Raw genomic sequence first — 20,715 nt, forward strand, 5'->3', positions numbered from 1 at the left:
AATAACGTTGTTAGCGATTACGGCGGACTGATATAGCCCTCCGGGTCGATAGCTTCATCGCCTTGCCTGATTTCAAAATGCAGGTGAGGTCCGGTGCTCCTGCCGGTCGAACCTACTTCTCCGATGATTTGCCCTTTTGCTACCTTGTCTCCTGCTTTGGCCAAGCGTTTGCTCATATGCAAATACCGGGTAGAGAGGCCGTTATGATGTTTGATAATAATATAGTTGCCTTTCAATGCATCAACATCTGATGCGATTACTTCACCTACTGCGGCGGCATAGACGCTGTCTCCGGTATTTCCTGCAATATCCAAGCCTGAGTGAAACGCATTGCTGCGGTGGAATGGATCGTCCCGGTCTCCGAATGCGGAGGTGATGCGCGTGCTGTTTGTAGGCCATAGAGTTGGCGTCGCATCCAGTTTTTTCTTGAATGAATCCGCTTGCTCAAGCAAGAGCGGAATCTCTGTTTCCCATTCGTTCCAAGTTCGTTCCATTTGCTCCAGCTGTCTGCGCGATTCGTGCCACATGGATAATGCGGGATGCGCGTCAACCAACGACTTCGTCTGCTCTGTGAATGATACCCGCTGCGGCGGCAAGGCAGATTCAATGAATTCTCCGCCCACGGGTATTAGGCCGGGCAGCTGCGCAAAAGGCCGCTCTCCGGATAACGGCGCCGGCGGCTTCTGTGCCGCCGGCGTGTCGGCCTTGCTTGACACATGAAGATAAGAGCGAAGCTGGCGTTCCCATTGCGACACTTTGTCCATCCGTATCTTCATTTGAGCGGAGGCTTCAGTGATAACGGCTAATTGCCGGTTCATTTCGGCAAGCTGGCGTTCCTTTTGCGTGAGATTCGACTCAAGCTGTTCGACTTGTGTGAGGGCGTGATGAATGGTAACGCGCTGAATAACGAACGATATAAGCAGGGTTTGAAAAATTAGAATGATAACAAAGGTGACAAGCATAACTATTGTCTTAGGCAATCTATATTGAATCGCCGGTCGATTGGCGCCTCGAATTAGCATCCATGTCCAGCTGCGGTCGTCAGACCTGGCCATCGTTGCATCCTCCCTTTAATATGGCGGGTTTGAATAGATCTTCATACATACATACAACACTCCTATTGTACATGATCTACAGAAAATTGGAAGCGAATTAGTCAATATTTGATGGAATAAATCAAGATGTGTCGGCTGTTAAAAGGTAAAATTTATCACTAATAGTAATATGATAAAAAACATTTTGCCATTAGCGTTAATTTAAGTTACAATCATTCTTGTTGCGTGTTAGTAAACTTAACATACTGAGAATCGGCTCGAAGATATTCAACAAGAAAGGGTGCGGTATATGATTGAAAAAATCCAAGACTCGATTGGATACTTTAATGATCTATGGTACTTAATGCTCATTTTTATATTAATTGCCGCAGGACTTTATTTTTCGTTGCGAACGAGATTCGTTCAGCTTTCGGCGATAAAAGAAACATTCCGCATCATGTTGGGACGCGATACCAAAAAGACGAGTGGCCATGAGAAGGGCGTATCCTCTTTCCAAGCGTTTGCGATGAGCACGGCTTCCCGTGTAGGTACGGGCAATTTGGCAGGGGTAGCCCTCGCCATCTCGCTCGGGGGGCCGGGGGCTGTATTCTGGATGTGGGCCATTGCGCTCATCGGAGCCGCCTCCGGATTCGTGGAATCGACGCTGGCACAGGTATACAAGGTGCGCGACGGCAAGCATTTCCGCGGAGGTCCGGCTTACTATATGGAAAAAGCGCTCAATGCGCGCTGGCTTGGCATCGTGTTCGCCATTCTTATCACGTTCAGCTTCGGATTTGTGTTTAACTCCGTACAGGCGAATACCGTAAGTGCTGCGTTTCAGGATATGTTCAGCCTGGATCCTCTATATATGGGGATCATTCTTGCGGTGCTTGTCGTTCCGACGATATTCGGCGGCGTGCAGCGAATCGCGAAAGTATCGGCTACAATCGTGCCGATTATGGCGCTTGCTTATATTGCGATCGCATTGTTCGTCATGGTCATGAATTTTGACGCCATTCCGGGGGTGTTCGCTTCCATTGTGAAGAGTGCATTCGGATTTCAGGAAGCGGCAGCAGGGGGAATCGGAGCCGCCGTTATGAACGGGATCAAACGCGGCTTGTTCTCGAACGAGGCCGGGATGGGGAGCGCTCCGAATGCGGCGGCGACCGCTCATGTCACGCATCCGGTTAAGCAAGGCTTGGTTCAATCGTTCGGCGTGTTCGTCGATACGCTGCTCGTCTGTTCGGCGACGGCATTCATCATTCTGTTTTCAGGCGTCTCCACGAATGGGGAACTGGATGGAATCAGATTGACGCAATATGCGCTTGCTTCGCAGGTCGGGGATTGGGCGCATATGTTCGTTGGCTTCGCTATCTTTTTGTTTGCGTTCACTTCGCTTATCGGAAATTATTATTACGGGCAGAGCAATATCGAGTTCATTACGAAGAAAAAGGGCTGGCTGCTCGCTTATCGCCTTGGGGTTGTAGGCATGGTGTTGTTCGGCTCCGTCGCCAAGATTACGCTCGTATGGAACTTGGCGGACCTGTTCATGGGTTTCATGGCGTTCATCAACTTGATTGTCATCATGCTTCTGGGAAAAGTGGCGTTTGGAGCATTGAAGGATTATATGCGGCAGCGCAAGCTTGGCGAAGAGCCCGTATTTTACGCGGATTCGGTCCCTGGCTTAAAGCATGCCGAATGTTGGGAACGAAATTCAAACTCCGGCCAAAACTAACTTATAATGCATCCGGCAAAGGGCAATACTACCAAGTATTAAACTTTGCCGGATTTTTTTGTGCCTGAAATAGGCGTCACGGGAGGATGGAACGATGAATTTAAGTGTAATCTTGATGCTGATCAACGCGTTTTTTGCCGTTGTCATCGGCATTTATTTCTGGAATTTGCTGCGCAGTCAGAAGGGCAACCGCTCGGCGGTCGATCGCGAATCGAAGAAGGAAATGGACAAATTGCGCAGGCTGCGCTCCATTTCATTAACGAAGCCGCTAGCCGAGAAGACGAGACCGACGACAATGGACGATATTGTCGGACAGCGCGACGGGCTGAAGGCGTTGAAGGCCGCGCTCTGCAGCTCGAATCCGCAGCATGTCATCGTGTACGGGCCTCCGGGGGTGGGCAAAACAGCGGCGGCGCGTGTTGTATTGGAGGAAGCGAAGAAAAATCCGAGCTCTCCCTTTACGATGGAGTCGAAATTTACCGAAATTGACGCGACGACCGCCCGCTTCGATGAACGCGGCATTGCCGATCCGTTAATTGGCTCGGTGCATGACCCGATCTATCAAGGGGCCGGCGCAATGGGAGTTGCTGGCATCCCGCAGCCGAAGCCGGGAGCCGTGACCAAGGCTCATGGCGGAATGCTCTTCATTGATGAGATCGGCGAACTTCATCCGATCCAGATGAATAAGCTGCTGAAAGTGCTCGAGGATCGGAAGGTGTTTCTCGAGAGCGCTTATTACAATTCCGAGGATTCGAATATTCCGACGTATATTCACGATATTTTTCAAAATGGCCTGCCTGCCGACTTTCGCTTGGTGGGAGCTACGACGAGGTCTCCGCAGGATCTTCCTCCGGCGCTTCGTTCGCGCTGCATGGAGATTTATTTCCGTCCGCTCCTGCCGGAAGAGATTGAATCCATTGCGGAGCATGCCGTGCGCAAAATTGGGTTTCCGCCTTCGAAGGAAGCGGTCGACATGGTCAAAAAATATGCTACGAATGGCCGGGAAGCCGTCAATATCGTACAGTTGTCCGCAGGGCTTGCCATGTCGGAAGGGCGCTCCGCCATCGAGGCTGCGGACGTGGAATGGGTAGCGAATTGCAGTCAGATTGCTCCGCGCCCGGACCGCAAAGTGCCTGCCGAGCCGCAGGTGGGCCTTGTGAACGGACTTGCCGTATACGGCCCGAGCATGGGGGCGCTGCTTGAAATTGAAGTGAGCGCGATCCGGGTGAAAAATGGGCACGGCAAATATACAGTTACCGGCGCGGTGGATGAAGAGGAGCTTGGCGGCGGAAGCCGGACCTTGCGCCGGAAGAGCATGGCGAAAGGCTCGGTGGAGAACGTTCTTACCGTGCTGCGCAGTCTGGGTTATGAGACCGCCAATTACGATCTGCACATCAACTTCCCGGGCGGTTCGCCTGTAGACGGGCCTTCGGCCGGGGTGGCCATGGCGGTTGCCATCGCTTCGGCGATCAATCAATGGCCTGTAGACAACAAGGTGGCGATGACTGGAGAGATGAGCATTCACGGCCGCATTAAGCCGGTAGGCGGCGTGCTGGCCAAGGTGGAAGCCGCATTTCAAGCTGGCGCAACGCGGGTGCTTATTCCGAAGGAGAACTGGCAGGAAATCTTCGCTGATTTGGGTGGTCTGCAAGTAATTCCTATCGAGCATGTGAGTGAAGCTTTCGCGCATTCCTTCGGCAGCCACATGCAGGAAGACCCGCTGCACATGTCGAAGCCGTTTGAACGGGCTTCCGGCGCAGCGATGCCGCTTATGCATGCGGAAGCCTCGGACAATACGAAGCATTCCGAACCAAATGGCTTCGCTTGAGTCCGGCACATTGGTGTTTTAAGTGAACATTTGATAAAATGTTGCTTACATGTGTATAAGATAAGGTAGACCATGGGGGTGCCGAACGATGGGGCTTAAACATACGAAGGGACGCCGACTGCCTCTTCTTCCGCTTAGAGGATTGCTCGTGTACCCGAGCATGGTGCTTCATCTCGATGTCGGGCGCGACAAATCTGTAAAAGCGCTCGAGCATGCGATGATGGGGGACCAAATGCTGCTCTTGTGTACGCAATCGGAGGTAAGCATTGAGGAGCCTTCGCAAGAGGATATATTTCGCATCGGGACGGTAGCTAAGGTCCGCCAGATGCTCCGCCTGCCGAACAGCACGATTCGCGTGCTGGTGGAGGGTGTGGAGCGGGCAGAGACTATCGATTATGTGCCGAATGACGAATTTTATGAGGTCAACGCGCGTGTGCTGGAGGAAGAAGACGGCACGACGTCTTCGGAGACCGAAGCGTTAATGCGGACGGTACTGTCTCAGTTTGAGAATTACGTGCATATGTCCAAAAAAGTAACGCCTGAAACGCTCGCTTCCGTATCCGATATTACGGAACCGGGACGGTTCACGGATGTCATCGCGAGCCATCTTCCGCTCAAGATGAAAGACAAGCAAGAGCTGCTTGAGACCGTTAATACGGCCGAACGCATGAATAAGCTTCTGCTGATGCTGAATAACGAGAGCGAAGTGCTCGAGCTGGAGAAGCAGATTAATCAGCGTGTTAAGAAGCAGATGGAGAAAACGCAGAAGGAATACTATTTGCGTGAGCAGATGAAAGCAATCCAGAAGGAGCTCGGCGATAAAGAAGGGCGCCAGGGTGAAGTGGACGAACTGCGGACGCAGCTTGAAGAGCTGGAGGCTCCGGATAAAGTCCGCGAAAGAATCAAAAAAGAAATCGATCGCCTGGAGAAGATGCCGCCTACTTCGGCGGAGGGGGCAGTCATTCGCAACTATATCGATTGGCTCTTTATGATTCCGTGGTCCAAGCTGACGGAAGACGACTTGGACTTGAATAAGGCGGAATCTATATTGGAAGCGGACCATTATGGATTGGAGAAGCCGAAGGAACGGGTGCTTGAGTACTTGGCCGTACAGCAGCTGGTGAAACGGATGAAAGGGCCGATTCTTTGTTTGGTCGGGCCGCCGGGTGTCGGGAAGACGTCGCTCGCCCGTTCCATAGCCAAATCATTGGGGCGCCAATTTGTGCGCATTTCGCTTGGCGGAGTGCGGGACGAAGCGGAAATTCGCGGTCATCGCCGCACGTACGTCGGTGCGCTGCCAGGACGAATCGTTCAAGCATTGAAGACGGCCGGCACGTTGAATCCGGTTATGCTGCTTGATGAGATTGACAAGATGGCAGCCGATTTTCGCGGGGATCCGTCCTCCGCTCTCTTGGAGGTGCTTGACCCGGAGCAGAACAACACGTTCAGCGATCATTTCGTTGAGCTGCCTGTCGATCTGTCCCGTGTCATGTTTGTGACGACTGCCAATGCGGTGCATAACATACCGCGTCCGCTCCTGGACCGGATGGAGCTGCTATCCATATCGGGATATACGGAGCTGGAGAAGCTGGAAATAGCCAAGCGCCATTTGCTCCCGAAGCAGAAGCGGGAGCACGGCCTTGCGGAGGAGCAGGTGTCGGTGGACGAAGCTTGCGTGGAGCGAGTCATTCGCGAATATACCCGCGAAGCTGGCGTTCGTCAGCTGGAGCAGCAACTGGCTGCCTTGTGCCGCAAGGCGGCGAAGCGTATCGTGTCGGGCGAGCTGGAACAAGTCATCATTCATTCTGATGAGTTATCCGATTATTTAGGGGTGCCAAGATACCGCTACGGTCTCGCGGAAACCGACAATCAAGTCGGCACGGTTACCGGTCTTGCGTGGACGGAGGTTGGCGGCGACACGCTGAATATCGAAGTGACCGTCGTGCCCGGATCCGGGAAGCTGCTGTTGACTGGCAAGCTTGGCGATGTCATGAAGGAGTCGGCGCAGGCGGCATTCAGCTATATTCGCTCGAAGGCGGAGCAGTGGCAGCTGGAGCCGGGATTTCACGAGAAGTCAGACATTCACGTGCACGTGCCGGAAGGCGCAATTCCGAAGGACGGTCCTTCTGCGGGCATTACGATGGCTACGGCGCTCGTCTCTGCTTTGACGAACCGTTATGTCTCGAAGGATGTGGCCATGACCGGGGAGATTACGCTGCGCGGCCGCGTGCTGCCAATCGGCGGATTGAAGGAGAAGTCGCTGGCTGCGCTGCGCGCAGGCATCAAGACGGTCATTTTCCCTCAAGACAATGCGCGCGATCTGGATGAGGTACCGGAAAGCGTTCGCGAAGAAATGAGCTTTATACCGGTATCGCATATGGATGAAGTGCTGCAGCATGCTCTTTTGGTGCAGCCGCCGCTGCAATAAGCATATGGATGTCACGGAAGCGGGCGCGGGTTGCAATGCGTCCGCTTTTTTTGCTTGGCTTGAGGGCTGAGTATAAGCTGACAAGCGGGTTGTCCATTGGATATTGTCCAATGAAGCATCATGTTATGACCGCGGGCATGGGGGTTGTTGGAAATAATCCAATACAATCAGCTGTAAATGGACGCAGATCCGGATATGCGATGGCAGCCCGTCAAACGGATGCGACCATGACGGTTCGAGGAGCAAGCAGCCAGAAGGTGCCGAGGGAGCGAAGCTCATCAAGCTTGGATGACGGATCGGATAGAGCGCGGCGCTCCCGGTTTCTTCTCGGCGCCGTTTTCGTGTACAATGGATGTTAAGAGGGTAAAGGTGAGGTTGCGATAACATGAAAATTACGAACGCAGAATTTATTATCAGCGCTGTTGGTCCTGCGCAATATCCGGATGATGGACTCCCGGAGATCGGTCTGGCCGGACGGTCCAACGTGGGGAAATCATCGTTAATCAATCGGTTGATTATGCGGAAAAATCTGGCGCGCACCAGTTCGCAGCCGGGGAAAACGCAGCAGCTCAATTATTATCGCATTAATGAAGATATTTATTTTGTCGACGTGCCTGGGTACGGATATGCCCGTGTATCGAAGCAACAGCGCGCAGCTTGGGGGCGCATGATTGAAGCGTACTTCCAGGATCGGGACACGCTCCGCCTTGTCCTGCTCGTCATTGATCTGCGCCACCCGCCGACGGCTGACGATTGCATGATGTACGACTGGCTGACGCACTATGGCGTTCCGGTGTGCGTAGTCGCGACGAAGGCAGATAAGATCTCGAAAAATCATTGGCCGAAGCATGTCAAGCAAGTGCGAAGCACGCTGGGTCTCAGACCAGACATTCCGTGCGTGTTGTTCTCGGCAGAGACGGGGCAAGGCAGAGAGGAATTGTGGGACATGATTGTGAAGCATGCTCGTCTCCACGATAACGAAGGTCCGGATGAAATTGAAGATTGAGAAGCGGAGAAAAAAGCATAATTATTCATTTCAGATGATTTGTAATTTTATAGAAAATGTTAGATGTTAACGCGAGACGGGGATGTAATGGCTATTTAGTGAGGATCCGTTGCAAAATATGAGCTTGCTTCGGCCTCAATCCGTTTTTTTAAGAAATCCTCAATAATTTGGCTGCTGGTAAACAGGAATTCATTTTTTGCATGTAGTATAATATGAGTAAGAATTCAGGTATGAAAAAAGAATTGAGGAGATTTTTTATGGCTCGGCGGTTAGCCACAGAATATGTGAAAGCCAGTTTACAGTTAACAGAAGCTCAGTTGACCCGATTTTTGCAGTCGCTCGCACTACAATGCACGTTATGGCGGGTAAAAGTATTGGAAAACGGTAATCAAGAGGTGGTTCTTGAGGACGGTCAGGGTGATGAGATTACTTTCCTGTTCGAGAAACAAGGCAATCGGTATGTCTGTGTAACGTCTTGCCGCTTGGTTCATCCGAAATTGACGCAAGTGATGCATAAACTTGTGGCCACTTTCCGTGGCGAAGCGGTAGTCAATCGGATTTTTTATGGATTTACGATGACTTATTATTATGAAGACGGGGCTGTACGTAAGATTATTGAGCAGAAGCAAGGCCAGTCTCGTGTTGTGTTTGAACATAAGGATACGGTTCGCAGCTTGCAGAAGCTGTATCGCAATGACAGCATAGAACAGCGTATTGCTTCCGTCCAAAGCCAGATCAACGCATTGCTGGATGAACGGAATCGGTCGCGCGACTTGGAAGCGATCCATCATATCGACGCAGAACTTAGCCGCATGGCTCACCAATTGTTTATACTGGAAGCCTGAACGTTAATTCATAAGCATGGACAGAGGCGCCCGAAGCTTTAGCTTTGGGCGCCTTTTTTTGTTACCAGCGCACAACACCGGTTGCATAGCGGCTTCCGCCGCAGCGTGCACCTAACAAGCTTATGGGCCATATTGTAATGAGGATTAAAATGAAAGAGGACTGCATCCCAGAAAAACGATTTTAAAAAAAGGGTTGCATTTATGTGTGTAAGATGTTATTTTTAATCTCGTTGAAAACAATATAGGAACCAGGATTCACTCAGGACATTGCCTGTTGCGAGAGATTATTCCCTCGAGAAGTGAATGACGTAGGTCCTAGCGGATGAAATTTTTTTCCAACATTTTATTCCTAGGAAGGGGGAACCGAAAGATGGAATACTCAACTTTCGGAAGACACGTTGCTGTTGATACGTGGGGAGTCGACTTCGATTTGTTGAACAATGCTGAATTTCTTCAAACGCAATTAGTAGAAGCCGCTGAAGCGTGTGGCGCGACCGTCTTGTCCGTTCAATCCAAACAGTTTGAACCACAAGGAGCAACGGTTCTTGTCATGTTGTCTGAAAGTCATCTTTCAATCCACACATATCCTGAACGTGGGTTTGCAGCAATCGATTGTTATACTTGCGGAGAAACAGTAGACCCGCAACTGGCCATTGATTACCTGGTCTCTGTATTGAAACCGGAGAGAACGTTCGCTAAGAAATTAGTGCGCGGATTAGGTGAATTGCAAGTAGTTACTCCGGATGTGAAAGTATCCGAGTTGGTATAAATGGCAGCCCAGCCCGCTCAACCCGCTGTAAGCAGCAGTTGAGCGGGCTTTTTTATTTTCTGCCACCATTGTACGGCTGACACAAAATTGTCCAATCACGATGTAATAACCATGGATACTCGTATCCATGGTTATTTGTCCGTCAGCTCCCCCATAGCATATATAAATGCGTGTTTGTCTCAAAAAAACCTCTAGATTGGGAGGATATGATGAAAACGAAGCGATTCCGTGCGGGAGCCGTTCTGCCTGTGCTGCTGTTTATTCTGTTAATATGGCCCGCCTATCAGTTGTATGGCCTGCTGCATCCGCATGCCGGCAAAGAAAATCCGATGATCATGCTGTATGAAGTTGCCCATTTTCAAATGAACCTGCTGAATGGAGCGATGCAGGAAGCGAAACGATACGATACGGCGACCCCCTTGAATAAAGTGAAGCTGATTGCTTACTCGACCGTGTATACCCATGAAAGGCTGGTGAAGGCGGTGGGAGCGAAGAAGCTGGCGTCGTTGTCCGGCTTGAACCGGTTCGTTGAATTCGTGACAGTGCTGCAAATGAGCGGAGAACGGCAGTTGACGGATACCGAACAAGAAATATTGGGGAATGCCGCGGACCATATTGCAACGATGTATGAGAGCTATGGTCATCTGGTCAATTCAAGCGGACAAATCATATCATCGAAAAATGACGAGCTGCATGAGGCGGAGCAGCAGCTACACGCTGCCTTGGATCGATATTTGAATCCGTAATTGGCACACGCTGTTCTTATAAAATTAAGGTGACTTTGAAGAATAGGAATGGTAGTATAAGGTGCGTTATTCAAGCACAGACTAAATTTTGACATGCATTTCATAATATTTTCAAATAACGAACGAATGATCGTGTCGATTCATGTTATAATGATTATCAACTGATAATGTACTAAATTTCGATAAAGCAGGTGAAACGAATGCACATCGTCGTCGTCGGCATGAATTATCGTACGGCGCCTGTGGAGATTCGGGAGAAGTTCGCTCTTCCCGAAAGCGATTGGCAAGAGGCGCTTTTACAACTGAGACAGACGAAGAGCGTGCTTGAGTGCGTCATGGTGTCTACATGCAACCGAACGGAGCTCTATGTCGTAGTGGATCGGCTGCATATGTGCGGTTACTTCATCCGCAGCTTTATGGAACAGTGGTTTGACATTCCTAGACAGCAATTTACGCCTTACCTCTATATATATGAAGATGATCAAGCCGTCGAGCATCTGTTCCGGGTCACGTCCGGCTTGGATTCCATGGTTATTGGAGAAACGCAAATTCTCGGCCAGATCAGAAGCGCTTTCCTGTTCGCACAGAAGCAAGGCACTACGGGAACGTGGTTCAATACCTTGTTCAAGCAAGCGATCACGCTTGCGAAGCGCGCCCATGCCGAGACGAACATTAACGACAACGCTGTATCGGTCAGCTATGCCGCGGTAGAGCTCGGCAAGCGAATCTTCGGATCGTTTCATGGCAAGAAGGTGCTCATTTTGGGCGCCGGGAAAATGAGTGAATTGACGGTTAAGCATCTGTATGCCAACGGAGCGGCTGAAGTTATGGTAGCGAATCGCACGCTGGAGCGCGCAGAACAGCTGGCCAAGCAATTCAATGGACGAGCAGGAACACTTGACAACGCAAGCCATCTGCTGCGCGATGCGGATATCGTCATCAGTTCTACCGGGGCCAAGGACTATATTTTATCAGCCGCCGAAGTGGAGCAAGCGATGAAGAACCGCAGATCGCGTCCGCTCTTTCTTATCGATATTGCGGTGCCGCGCGATTTGGATCCGCATATCGGGGACGTGTCCAATGTCTTTCTTTACGACATTGACGATTTGGAAGGGATTGTCGAGAGCAATCTGGCGATCCGGCGCAAGGAAGCCGCTAAGATTGAGGCGTTTATTGCGGATGAACTGGAGGCTTTTCACCAATGGCTCAAAATGCTCGGCGTCACACCGGTAATTCGAGCGCTGCAGAGCAAGGCCGAGCGCATTCATCAAGATACGATCGAGAGCTTGTTCAACAAGCTGCCAGATATGTCCGAGCGCGAAGCGAAGCTTATCCGCCGTTTGACCAAGAGCATGTTGAATCAGATGATGCATGATCCGATATTACAAATTAAAGAGCTGGCCGCAGAGAAGGACGGGGAAGATGCGCTGCGTTTCTTCTCCCAAATATTCGCATTGGAAGAGCCGGAAGCGGCAACTTCCAGCGCGGAGGAGCGCGAAGCGAAGCATACTACCGGCAAAGCATCGCGCGAGACGGAATCTGACCCGGAGCGGGCCAAGCCTGCGCTATCTTGGGCAGCCGTCACATGGTAAGCGGAGGACGACGGGAGGCGGCAGGCTCACATGGTGACGAATAGTTGGATTTACGATGCGATTATTTACACATATGCCCTGAGCCTTCTGTTTTATTTTTCCGATGTCGTAGGCATGAATCGGAAAGCGAAGCGGATGGGCACAGGGTTTCTTGTTTTTGTTTGGTTGTTGCAAACTGCTTTTATGGCCGTGCGCATGGTACGGCATCAGGATATCCCCGTATTTAGCAGCTTTGAATTCATGCTCTTGTTTTCATGGCTGCTTGTCACGGTTTCATTGATCATAAGCCGTTTTTTTCATATTGAATTCATAGTATTTTTCGTAAACTTAGTCGGGTTCGCCCTGCTTCTCGTCAATATGCTGAATGATCCGACAACGCCGACAGCCATGAAGGAATGGGAGATGATGCGCAATCTTCTCTCGTTCCACATTGCGCTTGCGGCATGCGGCTTCGCCGCACTGACGGTCGGCGCGGTTTTTGCAGGCATGTACTTGTTTTTGCATCGTAAGCTGAAGGCGAAGCAATGGTCCGATGCGGTCCGCCGGCTGCCGAGCCTTGAGAAAATGGAACGGCTATCGTACAGCGCCGCCGTCATTGGCATTCCGCTGTTTTTGATGTCTTTGTCTGTGGCGATAGGAGCCGTGCTGCTCGGCAACCGGACCGAATTGCTTTTCGATTTGAAAATATGGCTTACACTGTTTGCATTGATACTATACAGCTTTTATTTTGTTACACGTTCGCGCGAATCGTCGACAGGATTTCGGCTGGCGTTGTGGAATTTAGGATGTTATGCCGCCATGGTGCTGAACTTCAGCTTAAATTCCTTATCGACGTTCCATCGTTGGATGGGAGTGTAAGCCATGACGCATATGCCTTACTACCCGATGATGCTCGCGATAGCCGGCAGGCGGTGCGTTATCGTCGGCGGCGGAAATGTGGCGACTCGGAAAATACGCTATTTGATTGCAAGCGGCGCCGAAGTGACGGTAGTCAGTCCGACGTTGACTCCCGAGCTTCGGCATTTGGTGCAGGAAGGGACCATTGTCCATCTGGAGCGGGAATATGCCTGCGGGGATACGGAAGGAGCATTGCTCGTATTTGCGCTTACCGACTGCGCTGACGTGAACGAGCGGGCAGCGGCAGACGCGCGCCGGGATGGAGCGCTCGTGAACTTGACTGACGCGCCGGAACAGAGCGATTTTGCCAATCCCGGCGTACTTCAACAGGGAACGGTGCAGGTTGCCGTGTCGACCGGCGGCGCCAGTCCGACGTTGACCCGGCTTTTGATGCAGAAGCTGTCCGTCCTGATGGATGAAGGTCTTGCAGAGCTTGCTGAACATTTGCTGCAAGCAAGGCACGAAGCACAGGCGTCATTAAGCGATGACAAGGCCCGCCATCAAGTGCTGCGGCAGTATGCCGATCATTGTTGGCATGCTCATGAATTAGGGGAGCCTTTGCCGGAGTGGAGCGCTTGGATACAACAATTCAACAGTTCACATAGGTAAGCGAGGAGGAAGTGGAGATGCGCACGATTATCGTTGGAACGAGGCAGAGCGCGCTTGCTTTGACACAAACAGGGCACGTCATTGCCGCTTTGGAAGACATATGCGCGAAGGAGAACTTGCCGTTACGCTTTGAAATACGCAAGATTGTGACCAAAGGCGACCGGATTTTGGATGTTACCTTGTCCAAAGTGGGAGGCAAAGGCTTGTTCGTCAAGGAAATCGAGCAGGCGTTATTAGACAAAGAAATTGACATGGCCGTACACAGCATGAAAGATATGCCGTGGGAACAGCCGGAGGGATTGATGGTAGGGGCGATTCCGAAGCGGGAAGATCCGCGGGATTGCTTAATCATGAAATCGGGCCAGACGCTGGATGATTTGCCGCCGGGAGCGAAGGTGGGAACGAGCAGCCTGCGGCGTTCATGCCAGCTTCAAGCCTATCGCCCCGATTTGCGGATTGAACCGCTGCGCGGCAATATCGATACGCGGTTGAAAAAGCTGGAGACGGAGGGATTCGACGCAATTGTTCTGGCTGCGGCAGGCCTTCACCGTATGGGCTGGCAGGATCGCATTACCTCTTATTTGCCAGAGGAACGAAGTGTCCCGGCGGTTGGTCAGGGTGCTCTCGGCATTGAATGCCGCCAAAGCGACGAAGAGGTGCGCGCGCTGCTTGAGCGATATCATGATGCGGACACTGACCGCACCGTGCGCGCGGAACGGGCCTTTCTCGGCCGGTTGAACGGCGGCTGCCAAGTGCCGATCGGCGCCTATGCGACGAACGTAGGCAGGTGCGGCGCGATACAACTGACGGGACTGGTCGGTTCCGCAGAGAATGGCGAGATTATAAAAGAAACGATGGAGGGGGACCATCCCGAAGCCCTCGGAACGGCCGTTGCGCAGCGGCTGCTTGATCGGGGAGCAGACCGGATGTTATCCCTATAGAGAGGTTGATGACCGTGGAGCAGCATCCTCGTCAAACGGGCAAGGTATATTTGGTAGGTGCAGGCCCAGGCGATGCAGGCCTCATTACCGTGAAGGGCATGCGCTGCTTGCAAGAGGCGGATGTCATCGTATATGATCGCCTCGCCGGACCGCGTCTGCTGCAATTTATAAAAGCGGGCGCCCGCAAGATATACGTCGGCAAGCTGCCGGATCGCCATGCGATGAAGCAGGAAGACATCAATCAGCTGCTCGTTGACTTGGCATTGGAAGGGCATACCGTTACGCGGTTGAAAGGCGGGGACCCGTGTGTATTCGGGCGGGTTGGTGAAGAAGCCTCGCTGCTTCGAGCGCACGGCATATTGTTCGAGATTATTCCGGGAGTCACTTCAGCCGTCGCTGTCCCGGCTTATGCCGGCATTCCCGTAACCCATCGGGATTGGGCTTCGTCGTTCTGTGTCGTAACGGGACATGAAAATCCGAATAAGCTGGATGAGCTCATCGAGTGGGATAAATTGACGCTGGCTGCGGGGACGCTTCTCTTTTTGATGGGCGTTGCGAAGCTGCGATATATTACGGAACAACTGCTGCGTTATGGCCGCTCTCCGGATACACCGGTAGCGCTGGTACGCTGGGGGACCAGGGCGGAACAGGAGACGATAGTGGGGACGCTGGCGACGATTGCTGATGAGGTGGAGCGGACGGGCTTCAAGGCTCCCGCGGTCATCGTGGTTGGCGACGTTGTGCGGGAACGCGCACAGCTGCAATGGGCGGAATCGCGTCCGCTGTTCGGCCGCCGCGTGCTTGTGACGCGGGCCCGGTCGCAAGCTAGCGAGCTCGTGCGGCGCATCGAAGATTTGGGTGGGGAGCCATATGAATTCCCCGTCATCGAGACGCGCCCGCCCGGCACAGAGGCGCAGCGGCAAGCATTGCGCCGTGCGATGGCGGAGCCAGACACGTATGACTGGCTCGTATTGACGAGCGTGAACGGCGTTCATTACTGGTTCAAGCATCTGCAGGAGCTGCAGGCTGATATCCGCCAATGGGCCCGCACGCGCATTGTGTCCGTCGGTCCGCAGACGACCGAGGCGCTGCGGGGATATGGCATTCAACCGGATGTTGCCGCCTCCCAGTACAGCCAGGAAGGCATATGGGAAGCGCTGAAGCCGCTTGTGCATCCGGGAGAGCACGTGCTGCTCGCCCGGGGAGATCGGTCACGTTCTTGGTTGAAGGACACGCTGCACGAGGCCGGGCTTCATGTGGACGAGGTCGACCTGTATGTCACGGTGCTGCCCGAGCAGGACGATCCTGATTTGCTGGAAATGCTCGAGGAGCAATCCATTCACATTATTACGTTTACAAGCTCCTCTACCGTAACCAATCTGCTTGCTGCGCTGCGGCAGATGGGGGTCCGGAATCCGGCTGCCCTGCTGAATCATGCCCTTGTGGCCTGCATTGGCGATGTGACCGCACGGACGGCTCGCGAAGCGGGCTTGCGGGTGGATGCGGTAGCTGGACATTCAACAATAGACGGCTTGGTTGAAGCGATGTGTGAGTTAGGGTGTGAACTGAGAGGTCTAAACAATGAAAATATTAAAAATCATTAATCGCATATTTGTTCCTTCCGAAACATTCGAGAAAACGATTTTCTTCTATGAACAATTGGCCAATCAAAAATGCCATTTGCGTTCAAATATGATGAAGCTGGCTTGGAGCTAGCCCAAGTGGATTCATTTCTAATTATTTCCGGCGAAGAAAATGCAGTGGAGCGATTTACATCCACATCGTTGACCATTACGGTCGATTCCCTGAGCGACGCGAGAAATTTTTTGGTTGCACAGGGCGCCGGAATATTGGAAGAACCGAAAGAGGTGCCGACAGGCAAAAATATGCGAATCAGGCATATTGACGGTATTATCGTTGAGTATGTCGAGCATAGGAAGAGGTCATAGTCATACATTTCCTGCAATACGAGTACAGACGAGCGAAAGCTCTGTAATAGACATTCATTCATTATAGGAGGGCACATCTATGGAATTTCCAACAACACGCTTGCGCCGCTTGCGCAATTCGGCGGGAATGCGCAATATGGTGCGGGAGACAATATTAACCGTTCATGATTTGATTATGCCAATATTCGTAACGGCCGGAACCGACATGAAGGAAGAGATCGCTTCGATGCCCGGGGTTTACCATTTCTCGCTTGACCGTCTTGATGCCGAGGTGGATGAGATCGTGGCGCTTGGCATTCCGGCGGTCGTTCTATTCGGCGTGCCGGCGACGAAGGACGCCGTCGGCAGCTCGGCCTTCGACGAGAATGGCATCGTTCAGCAGGCGACCCGTCAAATTAAAGCGAAATATCCTGATTTGCTTGTTATCGCAGACACTTGCCTATGCCAATATACGGACCACGGCCATTGCGGCATGGTTCACGTCCGCGAAGCAAACGGCCAGCAGGCGGGCGTTGTGGACAACGATGAGTCGCTTCACTATTTGGTGCAAACCGCTGTATCCCAAGCCAAGGCAGGAGCAGATATCATCGCGCCTTCGAACATGATGGACGGCTTCGTGCAGGCCATTCGTTCAGGCCTTGACGAGGCAGGCTTCACTGATATTCCGATTATGTCTTATTCGGTCAAATACGCTTCCGCTTTCTACGGGCCGTTCCGGGATGCCGCGAATTCGACGCCTCAATTCGGCGATCGCAAGACGTATCAGATGGATCCGGCCAATGCGAGAGAAGCGCTGCGCGAAGCGGAGGCCGATGTAATCGAAGGTGCGGATATGCTGATGGTGAAGCCTGCGATGGCATACATGGACGTTATCCGGGTATTAAAGGATCAGTTTGATCTGCCTGTCGTGGCGTACAACGTAAGCGGTGAATATTCCATGATCAAGGCGGCCAGCAAGCTTGGTTGGATCGATGAGAAAGCCGTAACGATGGAGCTTCTGGTCGGGTTGAAGCGAGCCGGGGCGGACATATTGATTACGTATTTTGCGAAGGACGCAGCGCGTTGGCTGTCAGATAATCATTAAATAACAGCCTTCCTGTCCCGAATGAAGATGCTTCGGGACAGGAAGGCTGTCCAATTGCGTTAAATGAATTGACTTTAACTTATGTACGGACTCTGGAACAGCTTGGAGATATCGAGAGAGTACTCGGACGCTCCCAGGAACAAAATGCGTTGATGCTCCAAATCACGAATGACATGCTCGAGCACGTTGCGGTGAACGCCTGCCAAGCCGGACATGGCATCCGGGTCGAAGGCCGAGCTGATAATGATCTTGTCACCGCGCCGTTCGCCCTGCTGTTGAGCGATGCGGACAATATATTTCACGACACGGCTGGGCGCGTCAAGAAATGTCAAGTCGTATACATGGCCGTTCGTTGCGCGAAGGCGGCTGCAGAGCTGAACCATGACTTGCTTCGCGATATCGTAATGCGCCCGAAGCAAGAGATGGAAGCTCTCCGACGTAACGGTCAGCAGCACCGTATCCTCTTCCAACGTTTCGGCTGTAGCGGAGCGCGGCTTACCGTCGATGAGCGCCAGTTCGCCGAAGCTGTCCCCAGCCTGGAAGACGGCTAATATTTTCTGCTGGCCCTGCTTATTGGAAGTATACACTTTCACTGCGCCGCGAACGACGATGCAAAAGGTTTGACCCGGATCCCCTTGTTGAAACAAAATGGTATGAGGATCATATTCGCGGCGGGACGTGATGGAAGATACGATCTCTAGTTGCGCGTCGGTCAAATCAGCGAACAAAGGTACACGTTTAAGTAAATTAATCATGACTTTTCCCTCTTTTGTCCATTCCAATTTTTTAATAGTTTATCATAGATACGACGATTAAACATAGAAGGAGCGATTAAACATGATGGAAAAAAAATCAATCCGCCGCGACAGCCGTTCCCAAGCAGCGTTTGCAGAGGCAAAAAAATACATACCCGGCGGAGTGAACAGCCCGGTACGCGCATTTAAGTCCGTTGGTCTTACACCGGTCTATGTTGAACGAGGCGAAGGCTCGCGCATTTATGACATCGATGGCAATGTGTTCATTGACTATGTGGGGTCATGGGGGCCGCTCATTCTCGGGCATGCGCATCCCGCGGTCATTCAGGCCGTGCAGGAAACGGCAGCCAAGGGAACCAGCTTCGGCGCGCCGACAGAAATTGAAACGTTGATGGCGAAGACAGTATGCGAACGAGTGCCATCGGTAGATATCGTCCGGATGGTCAATTCCGGCACGGAAGCGACGATGAGCGCATTGCGGCTCGCCCGGGGCATTACGAAGCGCAGCAAAATTTTGAAATTCGAAGGGTCCTATCACGGGCATGCTGACAGCTTGCTCATTAAAGCGGGATCCGGTGTTGCCACGCTAGGTCTCCCGGACAGCCCGGGAGTTCCGGAAGGCGTTGCAAGCAATACGATAACGGTTCCGTATAATGATTTGGAATCCGTCAAGCTTGCGTTTGAACGGTATGGAGAGGAACTGGCCTGCGTCATCGTTGAGCCGATTGCGGGCAACATGGGCGTGGTGCCTCCATTGCCGGGATTCCTGGAAGGGCTGCGCGCGGTTACGGAGCAATACGGCACACTGCTTATTTTTGACGAAGTAATGACGGGGTTCCGTGTGCATTATAACTGTGCGCAGGGCAGGTTCGGGGTAACGCCGGATATTACATGCTTCGGCAAAGTGATCGGCGGCGGTCTGCCAGTCGGTGCGTACGGCGGGAAACGAGAGTATATGGAGCAAATCGCACCGAGCGGTCCGATTTACCAGGCGGGTACGTTAAGCGGCAATCCGCTTGCTATGGCAGCGGGCTATACGACCTTGTCCCTCCTAACGCCTCCCGTATATGAGGAGCTTGAACGCAAAGGGGCGAAGCTCGAGGAAGGCTTTGCGCGCAATGCGCGCGAGCTCGGGGTGCCATGTACGATTAACCGCATTGGCTCGATGGTCTGCCCGTTCTTTACGGAGCAGAAGATTACCAATTTCGATTCAGCCCGCACGTCGGATTTGGAACGATTCCGCAGCTATTTCAAGCGTATGCTGGATGAAGGCGTAAGCGTGGCGCCGTCTCAATTCGAGGGCATGTTCGTGTCAGCCGCGCATACGGATGACGATTTGGAATATACGATTCAGGCGCATTATAAAGCGTTGAAGCAACTATAAGTAGCAACGGAAATTTCGCGTGCATCTCATCGTGATGGCGCGGCTGGCCCGGCGGGCTGCATGGGATATGCGGCGGCCGGGCTTTCCGTTGCGACGGGAGGAAACCTGTGCAATCCATTGGATTTTATACAATGGATTAGGGGAAGCTGAGGGAAATGAGAGGCGCTTGCCAACATGCAGAATAGAAGAGGAGGAGTGAAGCGTGCGCCGACATTGGAGACGGCAGGGCGAGTGGGTGGAATTTACACCGGGTCGCAGCGTGGTTGAATCGGAACAAGCCGTGAGCGCGTGGCTTACGGATACACTTCGCATGCCTCCGAAGATGCTGAGAACAATGCTGCAGCGTGAAGAGATACGCACGGCGGGCGATCGTCTCCGGCTTAAAATATTTGCGCCGGATGCCGACACGTTAGAACCATCCGATGCGTCGGCAGATATATTGTATGAGGACGATGCGTGTCTCGTTGCGTACAAGCCAGCCGGAATGCCCGTGCATGCAACGACACCCGAGCAGGATAGACAGAAGAACAGCTTGGCCCATGCGGTCGCCTGCCATTATATTTGGACGGGTCAGGAAGTGCGGGTTCGGCATATTCACCGTTTGGATGTCGATACGTCAGGGCCGGTGTTGTATGCGAAGCAAGCCTTTACACATGCCGTGCTGGATGAAGCGATGCGCAGAAAAGAAATTCAGCGTCATTATGCTGCAATTGTCCAAGGGCAACCCAGTCCTAAGCGCGGCACAATCGATGCTCCTATCGGCAAGGATCGGCACCATTCGTCAAAAAGGCGGGTCAGCCCGGGTGGAGATTATGCGGTCACTCATTACGAGGTTGCGGAAACGGGTTCGCAGATGTCATTGGTCCGACTTTCTCTCGAAACGGGAAGAACGCATCAAATTCGCGTTCATATGAGCTATAAAGGGCATCCGTTGATTGGAGATGCGTTATATGGCGGAGACGACAGCGGCTTTCAACGCCAAGCCCTGCACGGAGAAAGTCTGCGATTCTTGCATCCGCTCTCGGGAGAGTGGATGGAGGTCGATGCTCCTTGGCCCGAAGATATGAATCGACTGCGGCAAAAAATATAGTCATGCTCCTCTCTTTACCCCCA

At 52.4% G+C, this 20,715-nt stretch carries 20 protein-coding genes; 18 read left to right on the plus strand and 2 right to left on the minus strand.

Annotated elements, in window-relative coordinates:
* Window positions 1-17: 17 nt before the first annotated feature.
* The gene (locus tag JSQ80_RS17765; RefSeq protein WP_206096185.1) at window positions 18-1,055 is read right to left on the minus strand and encodes a M23 family metallopeptidase; all 1,038 of its coding nucleotides are present in this window, start codon (window positions 1,053-1,055) and stop codon (window positions 18-20) included.
* Window positions 1,056-1,344: 289 nt separating this feature from the next.
* On the opposite strand from JSQ80_RS17765, the gene JSQ80_RS17770 reads away from it, so the two are divergent.
* The 16 genes from JSQ80_RS17770 to hemB all read left to right on the plus strand — a co-directional run bounded on the left by JSQ80_RS17770 (window position 1,345) and on the right by hemB (window position 17,463).
* Window positions 1,345-2,769, plus strand: coding sequence for an alanine/glycine:cation symporter family protein (locus JSQ80_RS17770; protein ID WP_206096186.1), 1,425 nt, complete (start codon window positions 1,345-1,347; stop codon window positions 2,767-2,769).
* A 94-nt stretch (window positions 2,770-2,863) separates the two neighbouring features.
* Window positions 2,864-4,597, plus strand: coding sequence for an ATP-dependent protease LonB (gene lonB / locus JSQ80_RS17775; RefSeq protein WP_087436079.1), 1,734 nt, complete (start codon window positions 2,864-2,866; stop codon window positions 4,595-4,597).
* 88 nt (window positions 4,598-4,685) lie between these two features.
* A complete protein-coding gene (gene lon / locus JSQ80_RS17780; protein ID WP_206096187.1) occupies window positions 4,686-7,025 on the plus strand; it encodes an endopeptidase La in 2,340 nt (779 codons plus the stop codon).
* Window positions 7,026-7,135: 110 nt separating this feature from the next.
* Complete coding sequence (locus tag JSQ80_RS17785; RefSeq protein ID WP_206096188.1) at window positions 7,136-7,384, plus strand: hypothetical protein; 249 nt, start codon at window positions 7,136-7,138, stop codon at window positions 7,382-7,384.
* A 26-nt stretch (window positions 7,385-7,410) separates the two neighbouring features.
* On the plus strand, window positions 7,411-8,031 hold the full coding sequence (yihA, locus tag JSQ80_RS17790) for a ribosome biogenesis GTP-binding protein YihA/YsxC (RefSeq protein ID WP_087436081.1): 621 nt from the start codon (window positions 7,411-7,413) through the stop codon (window positions 8,029-8,031).
* Between the two features lie 257 nt (window positions 8,032-8,288).
* Window positions 8,289-8,876 (plus strand): non-ribosomal peptide synthetase module, encoded by a 588-nt coding sequence (locus JSQ80_RS17795; RefSeq protein WP_087436082.1) that lies wholly within the window; start codon window positions 8,289-8,291, stop codon window positions 8,874-8,876.
* Between the two features lie 370 nt (window positions 8,877-9,246).
* A complete protein-coding gene (gene speD, locus JSQ80_RS17800) occupies window positions 9,247-9,645 on the plus strand; it encodes an adenosylmethionine decarboxylase (protein ID WP_019422390.1) in 399 nt (132 codons plus the stop codon).
* A gap of 206 nt (window positions 9,646-9,851) precedes the next feature.
* Complete coding sequence (locus JSQ80_RS17805) at window positions 9,852-10,391, plus strand: S-adenosylmethionine decarboxylase (RefSeq protein WP_240463707.1); 540 nt, start codon at window positions 9,852-9,854, stop codon at window positions 10,389-10,391.
* Window positions 10,392-10,591: 200 nt separating this feature from the next.
* Entirely contained in the window at window positions 10,592-11,983 is a 1,392-nt protein-coding gene (gene hemA / locus JSQ80_RS17810) for a glutamyl-tRNA reductase (RefSeq protein WP_206096189.1), read from the plus strand.
* A gap of 30 nt (window positions 11,984-12,013) precedes the next feature.
* On the plus strand, window positions 12,014-12,841 hold the full coding sequence (locus JSQ80_RS17815; RefSeq protein ID WP_206096190.1) for a cytochrome C assembly family protein: 828 nt from the start codon (window positions 12,014-12,016) through the stop codon (window positions 12,839-12,841).
* 3 nt (window positions 12,842-12,844) lie between these two features.
* Entirely contained in the window at window positions 12,845-13,489 is a 645-nt protein-coding gene (locus JSQ80_RS17820; RefSeq protein ID WP_206096191.1) for a precorrin-2 dehydrogenase/sirohydrochlorin ferrochelatase family protein, read from the plus strand.
* A gap of 17 nt (window positions 13,490-13,506) precedes the next feature.
* Entirely contained in the window at window positions 13,507-14,430 is a 924-nt protein-coding gene (gene hemC / locus JSQ80_RS17825) for a hydroxymethylbilane synthase (protein WP_206096192.1), read from the plus strand.
* Window positions 14,431-14,444: 14 nt separating this feature from the next.
* Window positions 14,445-16,034, plus strand: a complete 1,590-nt coding sequence (gene cobA / locus JSQ80_RS17830; RefSeq protein WP_336245782.1) for a uroporphyrinogen-III C-methyltransferase — start codon at window positions 14,445-14,447, stop codon at window positions 16,032-16,034.
* On the plus strand, window positions 16,012-16,146 hold the full coding sequence (locus JSQ80_RS29540) for a hypothetical protein (protein WP_272491141.1): 135 nt from the start codon (window positions 16,012-16,014) through the stop codon (window positions 16,144-16,146). The genes cobA and JSQ80_RS29540 overlap by 23 nt, the downstream gene beginning before the upstream one ends.
* 5 nt (window positions 16,147-16,151) lie before the next feature.
* A complete protein-coding gene (locus tag JSQ80_RS17835; protein WP_206096193.1) occupies window positions 16,152-16,379 on the plus strand; it encodes a VOC family protein in 228 nt (75 codons plus the stop codon).
* A 79-nt stretch (window positions 16,380-16,458) separates the two neighbouring features.
* Window positions 16,459-17,463 carry a porphobilinogen synthase gene (gene hemB / locus JSQ80_RS17840; RefSeq protein WP_206096194.1) on the plus strand — a complete coding sequence of 335 codons (1,005 nt, stop codon included), beginning with the start codon at window positions 16,459-16,461 and terminating at the stop codon, window positions 17,461-17,463.
* Window positions 17,464-17,537: 74 nt separating this feature from the next.
* Here hemB and JSQ80_RS17845 read toward each other — a convergent pair whose 3' ends face one another.
* Window positions 17,538-18,218 (minus strand): Crp/Fnr family transcriptional regulator, encoded by a 681-nt coding sequence (locus JSQ80_RS17845; protein ID WP_206096195.1) that lies wholly within the window; start codon window positions 18,216-18,218, stop codon window positions 17,538-17,540.
* 82 nt (window positions 18,219-18,300) lie between these two features.
* Here JSQ80_RS17845 and hemL point away from each other — a divergent pair, with 82 nt between their 5' ends.
* Together hemL and JSQ80_RS17855 are read left to right on the plus strand one after the other, a co-directional pair.
* Window positions 18,301-19,602: a glutamate-1-semialdehyde 2,1-aminomutase gene (gene hemL, locus JSQ80_RS17850; protein WP_206096196.1), complete on the plus strand. Its 1,302-nt coding sequence runs from the start codon at window positions 18,301-18,303 to the stop codon at window positions 19,600-19,602.
* Between the two features lie 202 nt (window positions 19,603-19,804).
* A complete protein-coding gene (locus JSQ80_RS17855; protein ID WP_206096197.1) occupies window positions 19,805-20,692 on the plus strand; it encodes an RluA family pseudouridine synthase in 888 nt (295 codons plus the stop codon).
* The last annotated feature ends 23 nt before the right edge of the window (window positions 20,693-20,715 follow it).

This window comes from Paenibacillus apiarius, assembly GCF_017052585.1.
Taxonomy (GTDB): domain Bacteria; phylum Bacillota; class Bacilli; order Paenibacillales; family Paenibacillaceae; genus Paenibacillus_B; species Paenibacillus_B apiarius.

What these genes read in the sequence shown, in the direction of transcription:
- JSQ80_RS17765 (WP_206096185.1), bottom strand. Translation starts at nt 1,055, where the DNA reads ATGGCCAGGTCTGACGACCGCAGCTGGACATGGATGCTAATTCGAGGC.
- JSQ80_RS17770 (WP_206096186.1), top strand. Translation starts at nt 1,345, where the DNA reads ATGATTGAAAAAATCCAAGACTCGATTGGATACTTTAATGATCTATGG.
- lonB (WP_087436079.1), top strand. Translation starts at nt 2,864, where the DNA reads ATGAATTTAAGTGTAATCTTGATGCTGATCAACGCGTTTTTTGCCGTT.
- lon (WP_206096187.1), top strand. Translation starts at nt 4,686, where the DNA reads ATGGGGCTTAAACATACGAAGGGACGCCGACTGCCTCTTCTTCCGCTT.
- JSQ80_RS17785 (WP_206096188.1), top strand. Translation starts at nt 7,136, where the DNA reads ATGAAGCATCATGTTATGACCGCGGGCATGGGGGTTGTTGGAAATAAT.
- yihA (WP_087436081.1), top strand. Translation starts at nt 7,411, where the DNA reads ATGAAAATTACGAACGCAGAATTTATTATCAGCGCTGTTGGTCCTGCG.
- JSQ80_RS17795 (WP_087436082.1), top strand. Translation starts at nt 8,289, where the DNA reads ATGGCTCGGCGGTTAGCCACAGAATATGTGAAAGCCAGTTTACAGTTA.
- speD (WP_019422390.1), top strand. Translation starts at nt 9,247, where the DNA reads ATGGAATACTCAACTTTCGGAAGACACGTTGCTGTTGATACGTGGGGA.
- JSQ80_RS17805 (WP_240463707.1), top strand. Translation starts at nt 9,852, where the DNA reads ATGATGAAAACGAAGCGATTCCGTGCGGGAGCCGTTCTGCCTGTGCTG.
- hemA (WP_206096189.1), top strand. Translation starts at nt 10,592, where the DNA reads ATGCACATCGTCGTCGTCGGCATGAATTATCGTACGGCGCCTGTGGAG.
- JSQ80_RS17815 (WP_206096190.1), top strand. Translation starts at nt 12,014, where the DNA reads ATGGTGACGAATAGTTGGATTTACGATGCGATTATTTACACATATGCC.
- JSQ80_RS17820 (WP_206096191.1), top strand. Translation starts at nt 12,845, where the DNA reads ATGACGCATATGCCTTACTACCCGATGATGCTCGCGATAGCCGGCAGG.
- hemC (WP_206096192.1), top strand. Translation starts at nt 13,507, where the DNA reads ATGCGCACGATTATCGTTGGAACGAGGCAGAGCGCGCTTGCTTTGACA.
- JSQ80_RS29540 (WP_272491141.1), top strand. Translation starts at nt 16,012, where the DNA reads ATGAAAATATTAAAAATCATTAATCGCATATTTGTTCCTTCCGAAACA.
- hemB (WP_206096194.1), top strand. Translation starts at nt 16,459, where the DNA reads ATGGAATTTCCAACAACACGCTTGCGCCGCTTGCGCAATTCGGCGGGA.
- JSQ80_RS17845 (WP_206096195.1), bottom strand. Translation starts at nt 18,218, where the DNA reads ATGATTAATTTACTTAAACGTGTACCTTTGTTCGCTGATTTGACCGAC.
- hemL (WP_206096196.1), top strand. Translation starts at nt 18,301, where the DNA reads ATGATGGAAAAAAAATCAATCCGCCGCGACAGCCGTTCCCAAGCAGCG.